This is a genomic window from Paenibacillus amylolyticus, from assembly GCF_003719335.1.
Lineage (GTDB): Bacteria > Bacillota > Bacilli > Paenibacillales > Paenibacillaceae > Paenibacillus > Paenibacillus amylolyticus_D.
Genome location: NZ_RIAS01000010.1, coordinates 209,145 through 231,188 on the forward strand (window position 1 = coordinate 209,145; position 22,044 = coordinate 231,188).

21 protein-coding genes are annotated in these 22,044 nt (G+C 47.2%); 17 read left to right on the top strand and 4 right to left on the bottom strand.

All coding sequences use genetic code 11. The features are described 5' to 3' along the window. Positions 1-85: 85 nt before the first annotated feature. Both EC604_RS18645 and EC604_RS18650 read right to left on the bottom strand, forming a co-directional pair. Positions 86-661: a TetR/AcrR family transcriptional regulator gene (locus EC604_RS18645; protein ID WP_123065581.1), complete on the bottom strand. Its 576-nt coding sequence runs from the start codon at positions 659-661 to the stop codon at positions 86-88. Beyond that, positions 658-1,383, bottom strand: a complete 726-nt coding sequence (locus tag EC604_RS18650; RefSeq protein ID WP_123065582.1) for an MBL fold metallo-hydrolase — start codon at positions 1,381-1,383, stop codon at positions 658-660. The genes EC604_RS18645 and EC604_RS18650 overlap by 4 nt, the downstream gene beginning before the upstream one ends. Before the next feature lie 431 nt (positions 1,384-1,814). Here EC604_RS18650 and EC604_RS18655 point away from each other — a divergent pair, with 431 nt between their 5' ends. Further along, positions 1,815-2,276 (top strand): RrF2 family transcriptional regulator, encoded by a 462-nt coding sequence (locus tag EC604_RS18655; RefSeq protein WP_123065583.1) that lies wholly within the window; start codon positions 1,815-1,817, stop codon positions 2,274-2,276. Positions 2,277-2,541: 265 nt separating this feature from the next. Then, positions 2,542-3,168: a nitroreductase family protein gene (locus EC604_RS18660; protein WP_123065584.1), complete on the top strand. Its 627-nt coding sequence runs from the start codon at positions 2,542-2,544 to the stop codon at positions 3,166-3,168. 342 nt (positions 3,169-3,510) lie between these two features. Here EC604_RS18660 and EC604_RS18665 read toward each other — a convergent pair whose 3' ends face one another. Further along, complete coding sequence (locus EC604_RS18665; protein WP_123065650.1) at positions 3,511-4,194, bottom strand: S-layer homology domain-containing protein; 684 nt, start codon at positions 4,192-4,194, stop codon at positions 3,511-3,513. 622 nt (positions 4,195-4,816) lie between these two features. On the opposite strand from EC604_RS18665, the gene EC604_RS18670 reads away from it, so the two are divergent. The 4 genes from EC604_RS18670 to EC604_RS18685 all read left to right on the top strand — a co-directional run bounded on the left by EC604_RS18670 (position 4,817) and on the right by EC604_RS18685 (position 8,301). Further along, on the top strand, positions 4,817-5,902 hold the full coding sequence (locus tag EC604_RS18670; RefSeq protein WP_123065651.1) for a sulfate ABC transporter substrate-binding protein: 1,086 nt from the start codon (positions 4,817-4,819) through the stop codon (positions 5,900-5,902). A 153-nt stretch (positions 5,903-6,055) separates the two neighbouring features. Continuing rightward, the gene (cysT, locus tag EC604_RS18675) at positions 6,056-6,895 is read left to right on the top strand and encodes a sulfate ABC transporter permease subunit CysT (RefSeq protein ID WP_090918690.1); all 840 of its coding nucleotides are present in this window, start codon (positions 6,056-6,058) and stop codon (positions 6,893-6,895) included. Between the two features lie 135 nt (positions 6,896-7,030). Continuing rightward, positions 7,031-7,909 carry a sulfate ABC transporter permease subunit CysW gene (cysW, locus tag EC604_RS18680; protein WP_123065585.1) on the top strand — a complete coding sequence of 293 codons (879 nt, stop codon included), beginning with the start codon at positions 7,031-7,033 and terminating at the stop codon, positions 7,907-7,909. 158 nt (positions 7,910-8,067) lie between these two features. After that, positions 8,068-8,301 carry a YezD family protein gene (locus EC604_RS18685; RefSeq protein ID WP_123065586.1) on the top strand — a complete coding sequence of 78 codons (234 nt, stop codon included), beginning with the start codon at positions 8,068-8,070 and terminating at the stop codon, positions 8,299-8,301. A 139-nt stretch (positions 8,302-8,440) separates the two neighbouring features. On the opposite strand, the gene EC604_RS18690 is transcribed toward EC604_RS18685, so the two are convergent. After that, positions 8,441-9,361, bottom strand: a complete 921-nt coding sequence (locus tag EC604_RS18690; protein WP_123065587.1) for a hypothetical protein — start codon at positions 9,359-9,361, stop codon at positions 8,441-8,443. Between the two features lie 134 nt (positions 9,362-9,495). On the opposite strand from EC604_RS18690, the gene EC604_RS18695 reads away from it, so the two are divergent. The 11 genes from EC604_RS18695 to EC604_RS18740 all read left to right on the top strand — a co-directional run bounded on the left by EC604_RS18695 (position 9,496) and on the right by EC604_RS18740 (position 21,841). Then, complete coding sequence (locus tag EC604_RS18695) at positions 9,496-10,305, top strand: imm11 family protein (protein WP_123065588.1); 810 nt, start codon at positions 9,496-9,498, stop codon at positions 10,303-10,305. Positions 10,306-10,415: 110 nt separating this feature from the next. Continuing rightward, positions 10,416-11,243, top strand: a complete 828-nt coding sequence (locus EC604_RS18700) for an imm11 family protein (protein WP_123065589.1) — start codon at positions 10,416-10,418, stop codon at positions 11,241-11,243. 101 nt (positions 11,244-11,344) lie between these two features. Beyond that, on the top strand, positions 11,345-12,130 hold the full coding sequence (locus EC604_RS18705; protein ID WP_151458098.1) for an imm11 family protein: 786 nt from the start codon (positions 11,345-11,347) through the stop codon (positions 12,128-12,130). 68 nt (positions 12,131-12,198) lie between these two features. Further along, positions 12,199-12,612, top strand: coding sequence for a GNAT family N-acetyltransferase (locus EC604_RS18710; RefSeq protein WP_123065591.1), 414 nt, complete (start codon positions 12,199-12,201; stop codon positions 12,610-12,612). Positions 12,613-12,869: 257 nt separating this feature from the next. Further along, positions 12,870-13,250 carry a hypothetical protein gene (locus tag EC604_RS18715; protein ID WP_151458099.1) on the top strand — a complete coding sequence of 127 codons (381 nt, stop codon included), beginning with the start codon at positions 12,870-12,872 and terminating at the stop codon, positions 13,248-13,250. Beyond that, positions 13,228-14,523, top strand: a complete 1,296-nt coding sequence (locus EC604_RS18720) for an MFS transporter (RefSeq protein WP_161556980.1) — start codon at positions 13,228-13,230, stop codon at positions 14,521-14,523. Before EC604_RS18715 ends, EC604_RS18720 begins: the two co-directional genes overlap by 23 nt. Positions 14,524-14,696: 173 nt before the next feature. Then, positions 14,697-14,834 (top strand): hypothetical protein, encoded by a 138-nt coding sequence (locus EC604_RS29950; RefSeq protein WP_161556981.1) that lies wholly within the window; start codon positions 14,697-14,699, stop codon positions 14,832-14,834. A gap of 120 nt (positions 14,835-14,954) precedes the next feature. Then, the gene (locus EC604_RS18725; protein WP_123065594.1) at positions 14,955-17,705 is read left to right on the top strand and encodes a lanthionine synthetase LanC family protein; all 2,751 of its coding nucleotides are present in this window, start codon (positions 14,955-14,957) and stop codon (positions 17,703-17,705) included. After that, positions 17,683-18,483 carry a hypothetical protein gene (locus tag EC604_RS18730; RefSeq protein WP_123065595.1) on the top strand — a complete coding sequence of 267 codons (801 nt, stop codon included), beginning with the start codon at positions 17,683-17,685 and terminating at the stop codon, positions 18,481-18,483. Before EC604_RS18725 ends, EC604_RS18730 begins: the two co-directional genes overlap by 23 nt. Further along, positions 18,480-20,072 (top strand): hypothetical protein, encoded by a 1,593-nt coding sequence (locus EC604_RS18735; protein ID WP_123065596.1) that lies wholly within the window; start codon positions 18,480-18,482, stop codon positions 20,070-20,072. Before EC604_RS18730 ends, EC604_RS18735 begins: the two co-directional genes overlap by 4 nt. Next, positions 20,054-21,841, top strand: a complete 1,788-nt coding sequence (locus tag EC604_RS18740) for an alpha/beta hydrolase family protein (RefSeq protein ID WP_123065597.1) — start codon at positions 20,054-20,056, stop codon at positions 21,839-21,841. Before EC604_RS18735 ends, EC604_RS18740 begins: the two co-directional genes overlap by 19 nt. Positions 21,842-22,044 lie beyond the last annotated feature (203 nt).

Genomic DNA, 22,044 nt, shown 5'->3' on the forward strand with positions numbered 1-22,044 from the left:
CCAGAAACGTTTACCTTTCTGTTCATAGGGACTATAAGCTATAGATGCTAGCGTATATCCCGACAGAGTTAGCTTTTCCCTTCGTTTATACGTCTTCGGACAGGTGGCGCAGCCCGTGAAGAAAAGCGGACACGGTCAGACGCAGGCTGTCGTCCGGACTGAAATCCATGCCGAAGCCACCTTGCGCCTCAATGGAGGCAAAACCATGGCAGAGGCTGCGTAATCCCCGAACAGCATGCAATGCTTGCGCTTCGGTAAGGGGGTATGGCTGCAATGTATGCAGTAGCATGTTCAGCAGATCTGTTTTGCATGCCGCGAGCTGCGGTTCATTCAGGTCGGGTGCATGGTATGAGGCTTCATAGAGCCCGGGATGCTGGCGAACGAAGCCAATATAAGCGGCGGCGATGGCTTGAATGGCCTCGTCGCCGGTGCGGTCCGCCGCAGCCTCGTTTACGGCAAGGCCAAGCTGTTGCACTGACATCAGCGCCAGTTCCTGGCGAAGCCCCGGGAGCCCGCTGATGTGGTTATAGAGCGACGGCGAGCGCACATCCAGCCGCTTCGCAAGAGCGGCAAGAGTCAGCGCCTCAAAGCCGTCGCTGTCCGCGATCTGGATCGCGGCGTCAAGCAGCGCGCCGCGATCCAGACCTTGCCGGGGGCTCATCGCTGCCCCCCGGCTGGGTGCAGTCGCTGCTGCGCATCAGCGACTGCCGCGCGCATGCCCGCCGCGGGCTGGCGGAGCATTCGTCCGTGGCCAACGGCCAGCACGGACGGCTCCAGCTCCGCCAGGCGCTTCGCGCTGGCTAGTGCCGCTTCGCGATTCCACGTGGCCAGCGCAGGGAACGGGAAGAGCGGGCGCACGCGGCCGGACACGGCGAGGCCCCCGCGCACTTGGTACGCATCGCCGACGATCAACACTCGGCTGCGTGTATCCATGAAGGCCATATGCCCAGGCGTATGGCCTGGAGAAGCAATAGCGACCAGCGATCCGATCTGGTCGCCATCTTTGAGCAGGCGATCCGGCTTCGTACGGATGCCTTTGGGCACACTGCCGCGTACCGGGGTCTGCGGCTCGTGCGGCAACAGCGATGTGTCCCCGGTTAACAGCTTGGCATCTCGGCTGGAGATGCATACCTCAGCATCGGGGAGCGCATCCTTAAGACCATCAAGCGCCCCAACGTGGTCCGCATGGGCATGAGTCAGGATGATGGTGGTGATGGGTTTCCCCAAGGAAGCGGCTGTCTCCAGAATACCTTTGAGACTAAAGGGCATTCCGGCATCAATCAGAGTCAAGGCTTGATCCTCTTCAACCAGGTAGACATTTACCGGAAAGAGACGGGGAAGGAATGAGATTTGGTGAACATCGTACTCACGGGTGATACGCATCGGAAATCCTCCTAAAACTAATGATGTTAGTAATATAACTAATACCATTAGTTTACGCAATATAAATTTTCAGCATAACGGGATAACTCCTAAATCAGCTTAAAATCAAACTTTACAAAAAAAGCGTTTTCAAAATGAAGATTAGCGATTATAATAATCACGTAAGCCCTTTCATATGTCTATCTTATTGGAGCCCTTCGCGAAGCGAAAGGCTCACTTTTTTATGCATAGAACGTTTTCAACCTCAGGTTTTGAATCAGCCTTCGGCAGATCACCCGCGAGAGTGTAAGTATTGATATAACAGGGAAATCTATGATCAAATGACGTTCAGGAGCAAATGTTGACAAACATAACTGTTACTCATATAATGACAGTTATACTTACCTTGGAATGAAGTTCATCGGTGTTGTATGCCGGGAAGGGAGTAAGTTATGAACAGCGAATTTACCATTGCGGTGCATTGTCTTGTTTTTCTATCAATGAGAAGCGAGTGTATGGCCAACAGTGAAGACCTGTCTCAAAGTGTGGGCACACACCCGGCCAGAGTCCGCAAGGTACTGAGTGTTCTGCGTAAACATGGTTACTTGACGACCAAAGAAGGTGCTCATGGGGGATACCTGCTTAGTCGGCCAAGTGAAGAGATTAAGCTTGGAGAAGTGTACAGACTGGTCGCCGGAGGTTCGCTCGGGCCAAGCTGGTGTTCAGGTGAATCGGGTTCACCGTGTAAAGTTTCCTCTAATATGCAGGGTGTGATGGGGGCTATATACGATGGAGGGGAAGAGGCGCTGAGCGCTTATTTCGACCGCATATCGATACTTGATGTGAAGCAAAGCATTGAGCGTGGGGAAGGACCGTTTCCGATGGAAGGTGTATCTACCAAAGAGAAGACTTGAATGGGTGCTGTCAGAGTCATGGCTTTAAGTGCATGATGATGTGGTTAAACAGGCATGGGAGAAAAGTGTAAGAGAGGCGTATGCTCCGGTGTGAAAGAGTTTGAAAGTTGAGGTAATTCCGGGCATAACGTGAACACAGATGGGGAGCGTTCGTCTGCGCTGATGTTATTTTCGGAAGGCCTGTGCTTGGGGCGGATTGGCTTTCAAGGCGTGCTTTGCGAACGTAAAAATATAATATTCCAAACAGAACTAAGGAGTGGAACACATGTCCGTTACTGAAAAAAATGAAACACTCAGCGTCATTAGCGAACGTCACGCAGTTAAAAAGTATGAAAAAGGTTTTGTATTGCCAGAGGCTGACCTGAACGCAATCTTGACTGCAGCTTCCGAAGCCCCGTCTTCCTGGAACTTGCAACACTGGAGATTCCTCGTGATTGAATCCGAAGCAGACAAAGCAAAGTTGTTGCCTATCGCTTACGGACAAACACAAGTAGTGGACAGCTCTGTTACGATTGCCGTTCTTGGTGATCTGGAAGCGAACCGCAATACATTCATTTACGATCAAGCTGTTGAAGCTGGCGCGCTGCCTGCTGAAGTTCGTGACGCGTTGGTGGGTCAAATTAACGGTGCTTACCAAAACCCGCAAATCGCTCGTGATGAAGCAATCCGCAACGCTTCTTTTGCTTCCCAAAACATTATGCTGGCAGCACGTTCACTGGGTTACGACACTTGCCCAATGGGCGGATACAACCCACAACAATTGATCGAAGCGTTCAACATCCCTGCACGCTTTGTGCCAACTTTGCTGATTACTGTAGGTAAAGCTGCTGAGCCAGCTCGTCCATCAGGTCGCTTCCCGTTGTCCGAAGTCGTTGTAAAAGGTTCTTTCTAAGTCCATCTAAACGTGGATTATAGGCAGTAATATTCTAAGCGAGTACATCCTCTTATCGGAGGGCAGTACTCGCTTTTTTGCTATTTCTACAGCTCGTGGGTACTGATTACGGCTTGCTGTGTGCTCATTGAAGGACCGTGGTAAAGGCGCTCTTTGTATGACTGGAAATTTTTGTGCATGATAAAATAGGATATGAATACAGGATCAGGCAAAGCTGATATCAGAACATAATCCCAATCCTTAGGCGCAGACTTACACTCAGGCTGTACACAAAACCCCGCACTTTCCAAAGAAGAAAAGATGCGGGGTTTGCAATTCTATTCTTTTGCCCCGAGATACCTTTTACTTCTCCGGTGTTTCCGGGATTTGCGGTGTGAAGAAGGATTCCATGTGCTGAATGGCATTGTACATCATCACGGCAGCCTCAGCGCGAGTAATGGCTTGTTTCGGATGGAACTGTCCGTTCGCATCAAGTGCGCTGATCTTCAGCACCAGAGAACGCTGTACGGCACCTTGGTACTCTGGTGTAAGCTCATTCTCGTCCGCAATGTCTACGGGCTGTATTTTGATCATAGGCAGACCACCTTTGGCCTCAATCGCTTGCATGAGGAACAGGGTGTACTGCTCGCGAGTGAGCGGTTTGGATGGATCAATATTTTGCGGTAGCTTAATGCTGTTGTATTGTGCGCGGATGAAAGCATCGCTGTACCAGACGCCGTCTTTTACATCAGAGAAATAATCACTAGGCACAGGCATTTTAATAAAACGAATAGCGTTCAGGTTTAAGTCCAGCCCGTCTACGATCAATTGAACGCCTTGCGCGGTACTCAGCTGTTCTTCTGGCTTGAACAAGTTATCGCTAACCCCTTTGATTAATCCATCCTGATGGAGAGATTCGATTTTGTCTGCACCCGGAATACCTTGAATATCCGTAAATTTTGACGGCGCAGCATGGAGAGGGCCCGCACTTAAGGAGAGGGTAAGTAGGGCTCCTGCCGTAAAGGCTGCTATAATATTTTTCTTCATTTCAGTATCGCCTCGCTTTTCCAGGAAGTTCATATCCCTTTGTTTTAAAGTGATTTGCTCCTATAGACGACCCTTTTGTGCAAAAGGTTGCTTTAATTTTCCACAAATTTATTCTTTGGATTGGTTCCGGTAATCGGTGGCGATTGACTCATCATTTTGCTGAACAGTCGTGAAAATAGTACGGTTACTGGCCCCGGCTCAGCGCTGATCTGTTTAATGGTTCAGTCGTTATCGTTCATTGTCCTCTTTTTTGTCAATGGTACAAAATTTCGGTAAAAAGCGGAAAAAACGTTTGACAGTCATATAGACTGCCTTTATTATACGTATATAACTTACTAAACAGGTAGGAATAATAAAAATGACTGATTGTTTTGCGGAATGGGTCATGACAGACACATGAGTGCAAGCACTTGAACAGCATAGCGTTCTCACCGTATAGACGGAGGAACACCACAGTGCATTTTACCGATGAAGCATACACGACTTTAGGGTGCGGTATGACTTAATGAAGGGAAGAGTGCGCAGGGGGTTCCTCCGTCTTTTTGTCCTTTTCTGGTGCGTACCGCTGTTCTGCCGACCTGTAGTTGATCATGCAAGTTTATATCGGGGGGAGTGTAAGATGATGAAAAAGAGAGTTCACAAAGGAATTCTAATTGGGCTGGCATTGGTGTTAACGGGGGTGCTGGCGGCTTGCGGATCAGATAACGGCGGGTCAAGTGCGGCAGGTGCAGCAACAGGAACGGGGACAGATGGGAATAAGGAAGGCAATAAAGCAGTTGAACTGCTCAATGTCTCCTATGACCCGACAAGGGAACTTTATGAAGAATATAACAAAGCATTTGCCGCCCATTGGCTGAAAGAGAAAGGCCAGGAAGTGACCATTAAACAATCTCACGGAGGTTCGGGTAAACAGAGCCGTTCCGTCATTGACGGTCTGGACGCAGATGTGGTGACACTGGCACTGGGTTACGATATCGATGCGATTGAGGATAAAGGTCTGATTAACGCAGGCTGGCAGGACAAATACGAGCATAACAGCTCGCCGTACACGTCCACAATTGTGTTCCTGGTGCGCAAGGGCAATCCGAAAGGCATCAAGGACTGGGACGATCTAATCAAAGGAGACACCCAGGTCATTACACCGAACCCGAAGACATCGGGCGGAGCGCGGTGGAACTATCTGGCGGCATGGGGTTACGCCCTGAAGCATAACAACAACGATGAAGAGAAGGCAAAGCAGTTCGTGGCAGAGTTGTTCAAGCATGCGCCTGTGCTGGATTCGGGGGCACGCGGGGCAACGACAACATTTGTGGAACGAGGTATTGGCGATGTTCTGCTGGCTTGGGAGAACGAGGCATTCCTGTCGGTAAAGGAGCTTGGGCCGGATAAATTCGACATTGTTGTGCCTTCGATCAGCATTTTGGCTGAACCTCCTGTAGCGATCGTGGATAAAAATGTAGACAAAAAAGGCACTCGCGACGTGGCGGATGCTTATCTCAAATACCTTTACAGCGAAGAAGGCCAGACGATTGCTGCCGAAAATTACTACCGGCCTACGCTGGACAGCGTAAAGGAGAAATTCAAAGATCAGTTTCCGAAGCTGGAGCTGTTTACGTTAAAAGATGTCTTTGGTACTTGGCGGGATACTCAAGCCAAACACTTTAATGATGGAGGTATCTTCGACCAAATCTACGTGCCGGGCAGCTAAGAATAACGGGGCAACAGCATCAAAAGCGAGTAAAAGAGATCAATCAAAGCAAACTGATCAAAACAACCAATCAAAGCAAACCAGTCAAAGCACACATTGGGCTGTACGCGGCCAACCAGCCCGACCGGCTGACGGCAGAGAGGATGAATAGGCATGAGCAAGGTTATCGCAGCCCGGGGAAGGCGGACGCTGCCGGGATTCGGATTAACGATGGGGTACAGCGTGTTATACCTGAGTCTGGTGGTGCTGATTCCGCTGACGGCACTGTTATTTAACTCCACGGGATTAACCTGGGCAACGATGGTGGAGGTGGCTACCAATCCTAGGGTGCTGGCTTCGTTCCGGGTCAGTTTCTTGACAGCTGGTGCGGCGGCGCTAATCGATTTGTTTCTGGGCCTGCTCCTGGCCTGGGTGCTGGTTCGGTATGAATTCCCTGGTAAGAGATTGTTCGATGCGGTGATTGATCTTCCATTTGCGCTGCCCACGGCCGTAGCCGGGGTGGCCCTGACGGCGATCTATGCCGGAAATGGATGGATCGGACAATTTGTAGAACCGCTCGGCATCAAGCTGGCATACTCTCAAGTGGGGATTACACTCGCACTTATGTTCATCGGCATCCCTTTTGTCGTGCGTACAGTGCAGCCGGTGCTGGAAGAGCTGGAAGCTGAGGTGGAAGAAGCAGCGGCGACGCTGGGGGCAGGGCGATGGCGGATATTCCGTGCCGTTTTGCTGCCGGATTTAATCCCACCGCTGCTAACGGGTTTTGCGCTAGCTTTTGCGAGGGGCATAGGTGAGTATGGTTCGGTTGTATTTATTTCAGGCAATATGCCGATGAAAACGGAAATCGCGCCGCTGCTCATCATGTCCAAGCTGGAGCAGTTTGATTATGCAGGAGCTACAGCCGTAGCCTTGCTGCTTTTGTTGATCTCGTTTATCTTGCTGCTCATCATCAATTCCCTGCAACGCTGGAGTCGGAAGGCAGGGAGGGTGTGATCGGAGCAATAGGAGAGCCAGAAGAGTGCCTGATCACTTCACATTCTGTCCGTGCGGCTTGCCCATTCGTGGCGGCCCGGATGGATTTACATTGCCACAACGTGGCGCACTCACCAAACCGAAGGAGGTGTAAGTATGGCGGGTTCTGTCCCTCTTAGTTCTGTCTCACCCGTAAAAACCAGCCGAAGTACAAATCGCGCCACAACAGAAGCGCCTTGGGTAAAATGGCTGCTGATCGGACTTGCGAGTCTCGTCCTGATCTGGTTGCTGATCCTGCCGCTGTTTATCGTGCTTATGGAAGCGTTGAAGCAAGGCTGGGGGGTCTATATCGCTGCACTGACGGAACCGGATGCCTGGTCTGCACTGAAGCTGACGTTGCTGGTTGCCGCAATAACCGTTCCGCTCAACACGATCTTTGGCGTGGCAGCGGCTTGGGTCATCACCAAGTTCCAATTCAAAGGTAAAGGATTGCTCATCACACTGATCGATCTTCCCTTTTCCATCTCGCCTGTCGTTGGCGGTTTGATCTTTGTACTGGTGTTTGGCTCAAACGGATGGTTTGGCCCCTGGCTTGCCGAGCATGATATCAAAATCATTTTTGCACTGCCGGGAATCGTGATTGCGACGTTATTTATCACCTTTCCTTTTGTGGCGAGAGAGTTGATTCCACTGATGGAGGATCAAGGCACGCGAGAAGAAGAAGCGGCTGTAACACTTGGAGCCTCCGGGTGGCGCATCTTCTGGAGCGTGACACTACCCAATATTAAATGGGGACTTCTCTACGGAATTATCCTGTGTAATGCACGTGCTATGGGTGAGTTTGGAGCAGTGTCGGTTGTATCCGGACACATTCGTGGAGAAACCAATACCTTGCCGCTTCACGTAGAGATTTTGTATAACGAATATCAGTTTTCCGCCTCATTTGCCGTTGCTTCGCTACTGTTAATCTTGGCTTTAGCTACGTTGCTGCTCAAGAGCTGGCTTGGTCATAAAGCTGTTTCGGAAAAGGCATAGTGTTGCATCAAAATATCAATTGACAGCTGCTGGAAGCCCTGATATTGTATAAACCAAGTATATAGGTTGGATAAGGATGAATTATAATTCAACCTTTGAAACACAGGTGCGTACAGGATTAATAACGGGTGATCACCCGAGAAGAGGAGGCGGCTCAAGTGGCTAAGCCGTTAAAAGTGGATGAGGTATGGTTAAACCGAATTGCCGGGCAGCTGGATGACATGGAATTTGGTTCTTTGCACATCGTGGTACATGAGGGACAAATTGTGCAGATGGAGCGAACCGAGCGTAAGCGTTTTGAAAATACGTCCTCAGGCAGCGCCTCCAAATCCGGGGCTAGAAGCAGCTCCGCCCGTTCCGTTCGTGGATCAAACGCGAGTGCGAAAGGGTAATAGTCGTTCTTCCTAAGAAAATCCTGTGTTACATGCTTGATTCGGAAAATAAACAGGCTGTCCCTATCGTCGTGATGACATAGGGACAGCCATTTTTGTGTGCATATGGAGGCTGGGCTTTTCACTTCGAGCCTGTGAACTAGTCGGATGCCGATACAGATCTGCGAGGTGTCACAGGGGAGTGAGTATCCTCTACTGCAGCCTCATTTCCTGGTGTAGCCATACTGCTATAGCTACTGTTCTCATCTATTTCTGCGTGTCCGGCATATGGGCGTTCACTGCGGGAGCGTGATCCGGTTAACCCGAATCCGGAAACAAACAGAATAAGCTGCAGAGCAAGGGCATAAGGTGCCGCCGCAAGTCCGATCAGATGAAGCAAAGAGCAGAGTGCGATCAAGAGGGATAGCCATTTGACCAGTGCTCCTGAAGTGCCACGCTTTGGACTGGACCAAAGCAGATAACCGTATAGTATCGTAAGCATGAGGGAAATGGCCTGAAACCACGGCAACAGGTTATCCCAGGAATCTACGGACGTACTAGCGATACGCTTTGTGTAGAACAAGTTTCCGATTAAAAGTGCCGTGGCTGCGAGTGCAGCAGGTTCGGCGGCAGGCCTGAGAATGGCCCAGATCACACGGCCCCAGTGCAACGAATATGTATTTCGGCTGAGTTCATCCGATAGTGCAGTGCACTCCCGTTCAAGTGCTTTACCCATCAGAGCAAGCCTGGCGGCATCTTCATTTTTAACGCAGTCACGAATCTGATCCTGAAGCTGCGGGGAGAGGCATGAGGCCGTTTTGCAGGCTTGCATCGCTTGTAACAACTCATGATGTTCCTGCGCGGTAGCTTCATATTTTCGTTGTTCCCAAATGGTAAGTAGTCCCAAAAGGCCTGTGCTTATGTATAATGTATCTCGTATCCTCTGCATATGCCTTTCATGGCTGCGCCGAATTTCTGTGGCGGACCATAGATAAGTTGCCAGAAGCAAAGCAGCAACACCAAGCAGTATAAACGTAGCATCGGGATGTGATAACAGGTTATCCAACCAACGTTGAAACACGATATTTCCTCCTTTACAACCAACTTGACGTATCTGAACACGCTTTACGCAAGCCTTCTCTCACTATTACACAGGAAGTAGATGAATTCAAGCAGTTGAATCATTGGATCAAGAAAAAATGAGGAGGGGATTTTTTGAAGTTATATGAACTAAGACATAAAGATAGTTGTATGGAGTTGCAGATTTTAGATTGGGATCACGAGTTGGCTTCAAGATTTAGCGGGGATATAAAAGGTGGAATCTGGACTCCAACTACTGTGAAAACATTGTACAAAAAAAGACATAGTGACTTTCCTAGCTTGATTATAGGGAAACCAATTATAAATGGAAACGTTAAAACTGTGCTTGAATCCTACATCTCCAAGGAAGTAGAGATTCTCCCTTTAAAGCATAATGAACTAGAATTATATGTAATAAATGTTACAAATGTATTGGACTGCGTGGATTGGAATCGTTCCGATATAAGGAGGAAAAGAGACGGATCATGGGCAGGGTTTGATAACATAGTGTTTGATTTTATTAAAATCCCAGCGGATACATATATGTTTAAAATAAAAGAGACCGCCACCGTAGAGGTGTTCGTTACCGATCTATTCAAACAAGTGGTGGAAGAACATAAATTCAAAGGTTTGAATTTCAACGTAGTATATGACTCCGAGTTTACCCAAGAGAAGGAAGACGAACAACAACGATTGTATGAGCAAGCACTTGAATCGATCGAACAAAACAAAGGAAAAGAGTATGCCTATGAGGATGCCCGTGAACTTGTGGACCAGGGAAAAACGATGATTAGCGGGCGATGGAAAATGAAGCTGGATGATCAAGGGCAATTTTGGCTGGGTGAGTTGCTGAAAGATTTGTCCTATCAATGGATGATGCCAACGTATATTCCACCAGTGTTGTTATTGGAATCTTGGCATGAATCTAATCTTCTGGAACAATGAACATGTGAAATTAACCTATTTCTATGCTCCTACCCTATAGAATTGAGTGTGTGCGTAAGGGGTTACTCGAAGGAAGATTAGAATTGGGGATTAGGTAATTTATTAGCGAGGTGGACAATATAAAAGTTTATAAATTTACAAATGATCAAAAATCGAAATTATTAGCAGCAGTCGATAATGATGATCACCCAATTAATAGTGATTTTCATGGTGAATCTAAGTTAACGGAATGGACCAGTATAAATTTAGAAACTCTCTACAAAAGAACGTATAATGATTTTCCTGATTATGTTATTGGTAAGCCTATAATCTCAAAAAGAGTGAAAGAGGCGATGGACAAAGATCAATTATTAGAAGGTGAAGTGGAGTTTCTACCTTTAACAAATGATAATGAAGAATTGTTTATGCTCAATGTCGTTAATGTTTTGGATTGTGTTGATTATAACCGTTCTGAGATTGGGAGATTTAAAGACGGATCATGGGCCCGTTTTAACAAGCTTGTATTTGATCCTGCCAAAATACCTCATGGAACGTGTATGTTTAAGATTAAGGAAACTCCAGGTGTACAGGTTTTTGTTACTGAAAAGTTTAAACAATGGGTTGAGGAGCATAAATTCAAAGGACTTAGTTTTTCCCAAGTGTATGATGCTGACTTTACTGAGGAAATGGAAGCGGAGCAGCAGCGAATATATGATGCTGCACTTGAATTGATAGAACAAAACAAAGGAAAAGAGTATGCCTATGAGGATGCACGTGAACTTGTGGATCAGGGAAAAACGATGATCAGCGGGCGATGGAAAATGAAGCTGGATGATCAGGGAAGATTTTGGCTGGGTGAGTTGCTGAGAGATTTGTCCTATCAATGGATAATGCCAATGTACATTCCACCAGTCTTGTTATTGGAATCCTGGCATGAGGCTGATCTTCTGGAACAATAAGCACGTGAAATTAACCTATTACTATGCCCCTACCCTATAGAAATGTTAGAAAGAAGATGAGGATACTGAAAGTCTACAAACTGAGTGGCCATCAGAAAAGTATGGATATAAATTTAGAAAATTCAGAGCACCTGCTTAATTCTGATTTTAATGGTAGCCCGTTAAAAGAGCTTTGGGAACCAGTTAAGGTAGTCACGTTAAAAAAAAGAGTTTATCATGACTTCCCGGATTTTACGCTAGGAAAACTCATTGTGACAGGTGAAGTAAGAGATGCATTGGTTTCTTTGTTACAGTCACATGTAGAGTTTCTTGAATTGTTGCATGACAGCTTGGATCTATACGCTGTTAATGTGGTCACTATCCTTGATTGTGTGGATTGGAAACGTTCGGATGTGATGTATACCTCTAGGGGGCGTTTCTCCAGGTTCAATAAAATATTCTTCGATGTATCTAAAATACGAAACGGGACAGCGATTTTTAAGCTGAAGGAAACCGCATCTCACCAAATTTATGTAACAGAAGAATTTAAAGAATTAGTGAATCAGCATAAGTTTAAAGGGCTTGATTTTACGCTAATTTTTGACTCCGAATTTACCCAAGAGAAGGAAGATGAGCAGCAACGATTGTATGATGCTGCACTTGAATTGATAGAACAAAACAAAGGAAAAGAGTATGCCTATGAGGATGCCCGTGAACTTGTGGATCAGGGAAAAACGATGATCAGCGGGCGATGGAAAATGAAGCTGGATGATCAAGGGCAATTTTGGCTGGGTGAGTTGCTGAAAGATTTGTCCTATCAATGGATGATGCCAACGTATATTCCACCAGTGTTGTTATTCGAATCTTGGCATGAGGTCAAGTCATCAGAAAAATGTCATAGGTTATGAAGGAATTAAAAGCTAGGATTTAGAATTAATTCTGGTTATAGAGATTCTAACAGGAAGGGGAGCATTGGATGGATGAGGTAAAAATTGAACATGCACCGCCGGCTGCGGTTGAATATTTGGCATTGCGGCAGATTGCCGGACTGAGTCCGATGAGCCGGGAGGGGGCTGAGATTGGGCTGCCGCGCAGCTTATTTGCGGTATGTTTGCGAGAAGCTGATGTTCTCATCGGGATGGGACGTGTCATTGGGGATGGTGGTTGTTTTTTTCAAGTGGTCGATATTGCAGTGCATCCTGATCTTCAAGGGAAGGGATACGGGAAACTGATTATGATCGAAATTATGAACTATTTGCGTGAAGCCGTGCCTGCGCGGGGGTTGGTCAGCCTGCTGGCCGATGTGCCTGCGGATCGTCTGTATGCTCAATTTGGTTTTGAATATACGAGCCCGAAATCAGAAGGCATGTGGTGGAGACAGGGAGAGTAAAGTTTTAACCGGAACCTAACAACAAAAAGCCGATGTCATAAAAATAACGACCATAGACCTTTGGGAAACCAAAGGTTTTTTGCTTTACAACCATATTTTTACATGATAATGTAAAATAAATACAATTTACGATTTACGAATTACAAATTATAAATTCTGAATACAAGTTCAACTACTTAAACTAGGTTATACAAATCTAACGAATGATCTTTTTGTGACCTATGCCAGCAATTCACAATGAGAATGGAGGAAATATGTTGAACAAAAATCAAAAAATACAGTTCAATCAAATGGTCGAGCGATCGATGGAGCAGGCCGCTAAAAATCTTTCAGGCACCAAGGGGGTGGTTTCTGTTCGATTAAGTCAGGATGAGATTGATGTGATCGACCAAATGGTGTTTCTGGAACTCGCCAAAAACCGCTCGGATGCGACTGCGATGCTGATTCGGGAAGGAATTCGCACTCACCAGACGCTGTTTCACGAGATGCAGGAGTACACGGCAGAACTGGAACAAGTCAAAGCCAAAATGCAACGCAGAATACAAGAATCGGGTCTGGTTGCTCGATTAAAACAAGCGGATGAACGTGGAGAGATTCCGATCGGAGGCGATGGAAATGAACCAGAAAACAACGAATAAGACTGGCGAAGACGGCTACCTTGCCGTGTTGCGAATACCTTCCTTTACAGTGCTACTCGTGGGCAGGCTTGTCTCCGGTGCAGGTCAGATTTTATTTTCCATGGCCACGATGTGGTACATCTTGCAGTTAACTGAATCCGCACTTGCTGCGGCATTGATTCCGATGCTTCCCTATTTGATCTATGCCTTCCTGGGCATCCCGCTTGCAACGATTAGTGACCGTCTGCCAAAGAAACAATTGCTGATCTGGACCGACATATGGAGAGCAGTTATTGCTTGTATCCTTGCGATTCTATTTCTGACGGGCAGCATGCTTCCGTGGCATATCTATGCGGCCAATCTGCTCATTGCGATTCTCGGTTTCATGTTCAACCCTGCCACTCAGACGGTCATTCCGGCGATTCTGCCCAAACCGGCAGAGCAACTCGCTCCAGCCAATGCCCTATTGAACTCTTCCTCCAAAACGATAGAACTGCTCGGTTATGCCTTGGGAGGAATTTTAATTGCCTTCATCTCCGTACAGTCGATCCTGTTCATCTATGCGATCACTTTTCTGTTATCCGCACTTGCTATTGCCTTTATTCGTATCCCTGCGACCAAAGTGGTCAAACAAAAAGGATTTTCAGGTTTTGTCAGAGACAGCATGCAGGGCATCACCTTTTTATTTTCGAACAAAGTTTTGGCATGCTGTATTATCTTTGGTGCCATTATCAATTTTGCAGGAGCCCCGCTACATATCTTCACGCCGATTTTTGCCAATATGGTGCTTGAAGCCGGGCCACAAGGATATGGGTTGCTTCAATCTGCTTTTGCCGCTGGCAGTATCGTTGGTTCTTTGCTCAGTGGAAAGTATGCCAAACGTCTGTCACTAGCCCACTGGTTCTTAATCAGTTATCTGATCTCTGGCGCAAGCTTGCTGTTGATGCCGATGGTTCCTAACTTGTACTTTGCCATTGCTTGCTCTTTCCTGTTAATGCTGGGGCTTGCTCTTGTAAATGTACCGTTAGTCACTTCCATTCTGTTATCTACACCGGAAGAAAAAAGAGGACGTGTCATGAATAGTATGGGGGTACTTATGAGTGGGGTGAGCAATCCGCTCGGCTTGTTACTCGGAGGATGGTTAATTGAAGCCTATAGTCCATCCTGGGTGTACATGGGAATCGGCATATTTGTTATTTTTATGGGCACAGCTAGTCTGTTCGTCAGACCTTTTCGAGAAGATCGAGCAGGACATACCTCACACAGAAAATCCTCGATTCCGTCTGAAATTTGATGTTAGATCATTCCTTTTTTTGAGGAAAAAACAAAGGTTATGACAGGTATTACAACTATATATGGATTACGTAAATAATTTTTGTAAAAAAATTCAATTAAAAAGAAGGAATTTAAAATTTTATGTAGAATTTGGTTTATTAAGAGGGGGAGACAAATGGGAGGTAATTTATCATGGAAAACAAGGAAATTTTATCTGTACAGGATTTGATGGCTCTGGAGGTTGAAGAGGATAACAACATGTTCGAAGAAACTAGCTTGTGTACAGTGTGCAGCTGGACAAGCTCACAAACAATCGTTGTAGAGGCTTAGAACTCTTCATCGTCTCGAACCACTGAATGATTCTTTAAGATAAGTCTTTGATTTCGCATTACTAAACTAAAATAATTGTACCTCCCCCTCTTACTCTACTTCAAAAAGGAGTGATTCTCATTGAAATCAGCAAGCCTGACTGAAAAGAAGGACGCCTATGAGAACGCTTTGCAACATATAATCCGGGATCTCCCCGACTCCATCCAATGGTCGAATGACGGCCATTGGATTTGTTTTAAACCGGGACAATTAACACTTCCGGCACAGGGCTGGAAAATTCATTTATCGGTTATCCCTGTGGAGGGAGCTGAATTGCTACGAAGGATTACACCGATTCTGACAACGTATGGTGTAATGTGGAAAGTCGTAAACAGCGGGCTGAAGTTAATTGAAGCATCCAATGGTTCTACACCGCTGCCCCAAACCGGGAAGTGTATGACGATTTATGCACGCAGTGATGAACAATTTATACAATTGCTTGAGGAGATGTATGCATGTACGGGTGATCTTAAAGGCCCCGCGATCCCTACAGATCGGGCTTACCGGGGAAGTTCATGTGTATTTTATCGCTACGGGGCTTTTGTAGACCGATTCTATTATGATCGTTACTCTGGCGCTAAGGTATATGCCATCCAGAACCCGGAAGGTAAACTGGAGGAAGATCGAAGAACACCTGGCAGATACAAACCCGAGTGGATAGATGAGCCGGAAGAACTGGTGAGCATACAGACCGGATGGAAGCAAGAAAATGAGGCAGTAAACAATCCGAATAATTCTAGTAACAATGAATTTGGAATACGTAAAATCCGTGTGAGGCGGGTGCTCAAAAAGTCAGGTAAAGGAGGCGTATTTCTTGTCTCCACGTCCCGGCATGAGCAGGCTGTTATGAAAGAAGCGGTTCATCTCATGCGTGTGGATGGTGCCGGACGTTCTGCCCATGATTATCTGGATAACGAGTATCATGTGCTAGATCTGATGAAGGATACAGGGTATACTCCGCGGCCAATCGATCTGTTCAGCGCAGAACGGAATCGATATCTGATTCTGGAATACTTCGAGAGCATCAGCTTGCGCGAGTACATCCACCGCAGACATGTAGCTGCCGATGGCAATGAGGCAGAATTTTACCGAATCGGCTCAGATATTCTGGATATTGTGCACGAGTTTCACGCTAGAGGTATTGTCATCAACGATCTCACGCCGAACAACATTGTGGTGTTGCTTGACGGAAGTGTGCGGTTGATCGATCTGGAGTTAGCCTATGTGAAAGATAACAAAAGTCAGGTAAAACCATTAACAGGGCACACGCCTGGTTATGTGCTTCGAGGAAGAGAGCACAGTCAGCGATCGGAATACTCCGATGATCTCTACGCGCTGGGAGCCGTTTATTATTACATGGCAACCTCCATGGACCCTTATCTGAAATACAGACAGTCTCATCTGTCTGCTGGACAAGCATACTTGGACAATCTCAATGATAGACAGCTACTTGGGCTGGGGAGTCTGGGGATCGAGATCATGTCTGGACGATATAACGATTTATCTGAAATACGTGAACAGCTAATACGTATGTGTGAGCAAGAGAAGGGCGATTTAACAGGGAGCGAGCAATCTTCGCGTACGAATGAAGCAGGCATGACGGACGAAGAAGTACTTCATCAAGCCGAGCTTATGGCTAACAAATTGTATCAATCCCTTGATTTGAACAATGCTCACCAACTATATCCCGAAAATAGTATGAGCAAAATGTTCCACCCGGCCAATTTCAACTTTGGATGGACGGGCATGGCCTACGGTTTTCATCAACTTGGTCAGATCACGCAGAACAGACAGTATCATCAGTATTCACGTGAAGTATTGGAGTGGATATTAAATCATACGCCGTATGTTCCCGGAGAAACGCCAGAGAGCCTGTATTTCGGTTATGGTGCTGTTCCTTGGGCGCTGGCACAGACAGCAGATGCGCTGGATGATAAACCGTTATTTCGCATTGCTGAAAATCTTGCCTTGGAGATGACGAGACATGACCCGGTTCAAACCAATATCAGTCATGGAGCAGCAGGTTTGGGGTTAATGCTGCTGGAGATACATCATCTTGGGGACTGTAACGAGCTTTTGACGAGAGCTGATGAACTCGGTGAAATGATTTTACAACAAGAAAAGCGAACAGAAGACGGGATGAGCATATGGGAAGTGAAGGACAAGTCGGATAAAAAAAGCCACCACTCGTATGGGTTCTCGCATGGCGTTGCAGGAATCGGTTATTTCTTGCTTGCCTTAGCGAAGCTAACGGGGAAAGCCGAGTATTATTCGGCAGTGAAGCGCATTGTGGACACGCTGGAACGTGCAAGTCACGAAGGAAAGAATGGGGTAAGGTTATGGCCTGCTTCCCTCGAAAAGCCGGACGCTCTCTGGGTTCATTGGTGTAATGGTTCTGCGGGTATAGGTCGGTTTTTACTGACTGCAGCCGAGGTTCTGCAAGATCCGGTATGTTACAGACTTGGTCAGCAGGCCGCAGATGCAGTCGCCCAGTCGACCATATTTGCTTCTTTCGGCCAGTGTCATGGGATTGCAGGTAATGGAGACTTTTTGATCATGGCCAATCGGAGTTTTCCTGGCAGATATGAAGGAAAATTGAAAGAGTATACACAGAGTCTATACGTGCTTCGCAGTGATGAGCAGGAAGACTTGTGGATGTGGCCACTGGAGGATATGGAATCCTTCTCTCCGGACTATATGACAGGATACATGGGGATTTACTCTTTTCTGCTTCGTCGATTTTATCCTGCGGTCTCTTTTGAACCGCTGGTACATTCAGGCTTCGACCAGACCAGGGAGGTACAGGTATATGATGCAAACATCCATAGCTGATATCCTGCCCCAATGTCAGCATGAATCCGGAAAGGTCGGGGATCGATACTACGCAAGTGAGCCTGGCAAAAGAGAAGCGATTTCTTCCATTCTGGTAATAGATCATGGGGAAGGTCAATATATGATGGATCTGTGGAGCGAAGCTTCATCTCATGCATATTGGGAAGGACAGATCACAACCTTATTGGACAAGTTGTCTTACTCCTCTATATATGTAACTGCACCTGCCTCGTTTCCATGGGAAAGGCTCGGGTATAAGGCAGATGTGCTGGCTCAACGATACCGGTTTTACGGTAAACGGAAGCACATTTCTGTTCCGGTAATGCCGGATCAGGCTGGAAGGTGGCAACCCGCTGATGGTCAAGCGGAAGCTATGGCTCATTTGCTTGATACCAGTGATTTAACCTGCCCCGGAATCCAAGCTGCTCGCAAGGCAGTGGAGGATATCTATGAGGGGGTGTATGGGCGTTTACTGGACGGATCGGGACTTGTGGAACTGGAAGGAACGAAGATCGGAGGCTGTCTGTTAAGTGATGAGTTCGGTAGCATCCTTCTGTCACATATATTCACCATCCCTGCGGCAAAACGCAAGGGCTGGGCACGGTGGCTTGTTGCCTATGCTCTCCATCAGTGCAGTTCCGACCCGGAACTGCAGATCAAAGCTTCTCTTGATGCAAACAATCAGGGCAGCTATCGCTTGATGAGTGCATTGCCATTACAGCAGGTGCCTGAACTAATACATGTATGCCGGATCAGGAAAGAGGGGGAGTCCTCATGAAACCTGTTTTGCTGGAAAGTACGGACTATCATGATCTGAGAAGTAAATGGTTTCGTGCGAGCCATGAACCAGGGTTATTTGTGGTTGAGGGACGTTCGGATCTCGTGCAGCATGAACTTCAAAAGTTAAGTATGCATTGGCAGGATCAGGCGCTTCACCTTCTGCTTGATGATGCGTATCACACGCTGCCACTCATTTATCAGTTGAACCCGGTTCACCCGATTGATGATCTGGTGGCGTGCAAAAATGCATTGCTCCGATTTCATCGAGCCGGCTGGGCACCGGGACCACGGAAATGGATTTTGGTCGAGGTGGTCTCTGGTCTGCACCCTGCAGACCTTGGAGCCATTCATCATCTGCTCTATCGTCAGAAACTAAAGGACGTAAGCGTATTGTTATTTTTTCACCAATATCCCGTGAGAGTTAACCTTCCCCGACATGTCTCGAGGCTGGCTGTTTCACTGGTGAGAGATACGCCGGAACAGACCCGGCTTTTGTTAAATGAACAGCTGCGAATGGCTGGTAGACACGATGAGGCCGAAGAAGAGGACAGCCAAGGGGAAACGCAAACGACAGTGCGAAGTACGGAGGAAGTCCGAAGTGAAACCCAAGATCAAACCCAAGATCAAACCCAAGATCAAACCCAAGGCAAACTTCAACATAAAGCACATCGTAAAGCACTGGCTCTCTATAACAGGCTGGCTTGGGTTTTGTTGTGCAAATCGGATAATCGCCTGCGGTACAGGGCTTGTTTTCGCTTTTTTAGTCAAAATGCCATATTCCAACAATTATCGGCCGCGCAGCAGGCCATTCTGTGGTTTGAACTGGGTCAGCTATTAACCAAAACTGGGGATGATTATGCCGCGGCAAGAGAATGTTATGCCAATGCCCGGGCCGTTCTGGAGCATGAAGAATTAAACGAAGTCTATCGCATTGGAAAAGAGGCGGCACTAGATAATGGTGAAGCATTAATTGAGATGCAGGAAGGCCATATCTCACGTGCAATTGAACTGGAGAAGCGGGCTGGTATGCGTATTCGTGAACTCCCCCCAGGGCCGGATCGGCATGTTTTTCAGATTCAAACGGCTCTGAACATTGCTGGGCTGCAAATCCGGGCAGGACTTCTCATGGATGCGGAAACGACACTAATAGCTGCCGAAAAGCTCTGCACAGGTGTGTACTCGGGTTGGCTCGGGCATATACTTCAATTAAAAATGTCGGTATATCAACAACTCGGCGAACAGGAGTTAGAATACAAGATGTTGATTCAGGTGCTAAGGATGAAGACAGGTTCAATTCCTTCCAAATTGCTGCAACGTTCCATTGAATTGGCTGGGGTGCTGATCCAGCAAGGGGAAGAGGAACGTGCAGCGGAGGTGTATCGTCTTCTGATTGCGGGATTGCCAGCATCCAATCTGCAGCAAATCCGTTTGATCCGGCAAGCGTTAAGTAGTTTGGGAACAGAGAGCGCCGCAGCAGCGGCCACACATCATCAGCTTACGCTCAAGTTGGAAATACAGCTCGATTCCTGGGAGCAATTCAAGCATTGGCATGAGGGGAGGGAATCCGGTTGGGCGATCCATTCCTGAACCGAATGAGTGTGAACCGGGAGCGGACGAGCATGATCCTGTGTTATGACGACCAAACATGCGAATGGTGTGAGCTTGACGATGCTGGCGATGTCCAAGCCAAGCATTGTCTTTCCGATCATTGGATAGGATTGGGCCAGACTGTACAGCATGTTCTATTTATCGGTACAGGTCAAGTGGCGGCGATTACCAAGGAGAAGACGGAGAGATGGATTCATGTATTCCAAAAAGAACGGGAGCACATAAGAGTGATTCAAACGCTCTCTCTAAAATTACCGTTTCCGGTGATGCAGCTTGCCTGGCAAGATGGACAACTCCAGCTACTTTTTGCGGTTAGGCATCGTTCAGGGACTGTGCAGATCGGGCTGTATGATCCTGTACAAGAAAAAGCCGAGTGGGTTACTCCGGAACTGGATAACCTGCAATTTGTGTTCTGGGCCAAGACTGAGCGAGAGATTGGTGTTAATGTGGGTGGAGCCGGCAGAGTTTATTTTTACGGGAAAGCTAACGGATCATCTCGGGAAATTCCTTATCAGGAGTATGCTTATCCGGTGATGGACAAGCAGGGTGATCGGATTGCTGTCTGCATTCCGATGGAAGATGGTTTTTGTCCTGGCTGGATGAGCGTTCAGGAGCGTGTTGTTCATGGCAGTCTGGAGCACAGTGAGCCGTTCTCTGAGCTGATTCGTATCCAGCTGGATGTGGATCAACAGCATATCTTATGCGAGGGAATATTGCGTGGTAAGTGGCAATACATTCAGTACACGCTGGATGGAGAAAAAACATTTGAACTGTGTGATTATCCGGGAACGTTAACACAAGCGGTTCACAGCAGGGACAAACAAAACCTTATTGGAAAATACGAGTCCATTACGACCGCCCCGGTGCCCGCAAGATGTAGAATATCTGAATCGTTTGGTCACATTACTCCACTTTCTGTCAAGCATGGAGATGGGCCTATAAGTAATCTTGTAAAGCAACCAGAGACCAAGTACAAACACATGCGTTACGGGAACGCGTTCATTCCTTATATGGATATCCATCCGGAAGGTAAAGAACAGGCAGTCATCTATCTGCACGGTGGGCCACATAATTGCCTTCTGGATAGTTACAGTCCGGTTATTGCACGTTTATATGAGGCTGGAGTGAGGGTGATCGGGCTGAATTATCCAGGCAGTTCAGGATTCGGTTCTGATTACAAGCAACGTATTCAGGATGATTGGGGCGGTGTGGATGCGGACGTTATTCGGTTGATCCGAGAGCAGGTTCTAGGTTCCTATTCGGCAGTTTCACTGTACGGCGTCAGTTATGGAGCTTACCTAGCGCTGTTAGCTGCGGGCAGAAAGCCGGAGCTGTGGAGCAACGTCGTGGCTTGTGCACCGTTTACAGATTTGAGCAGCTTGTACGCCGGTGGTGGTGCGAAGCTAAGATCATTTTTGCAAACGGAAATTGGAGAACTGTTACAGGATAAATCCGCACTGCGGGATAGAAGTCCTTTAACCTATGCGTCTGCATTGTGTGAAGTGGATCTACAGCTTGTTCACGGCCGGAATGATCAGCTCTGTCCGGTGGAACAGACGGAGCACTTATATCGGGAGATATTGAAGCGGAAAGAGCCTGTAGAGGCGAAAGGCAGGCAACTTGAGATGCATATCATTGATGATCTGCAGCATGAGGTGTATGCAGAGCGAATCTGGGCGGCGAGGGCGGTTCATTTTTTAACTCAAAACAGGGTAATTCAGCCAGAACAGGCAACGAAGTTAAGATGAACAAGAGTAAGCAACCAAGATAAGCAGCCAGGATAAGATGATCAAGGAGAACTGTGGAAGCCGCCTGTGCGGCTTTTTTGGCGTACGCGATATTAGTTTGGATGAGAGAAGAGGGGCAAAGCAGGGATGAATAGAGAGGTGGATGGAGAATGGATTAGAGAACAGATCTGAGCTAGAGAAGGGCAAGAAACCTGTAAGAAAAT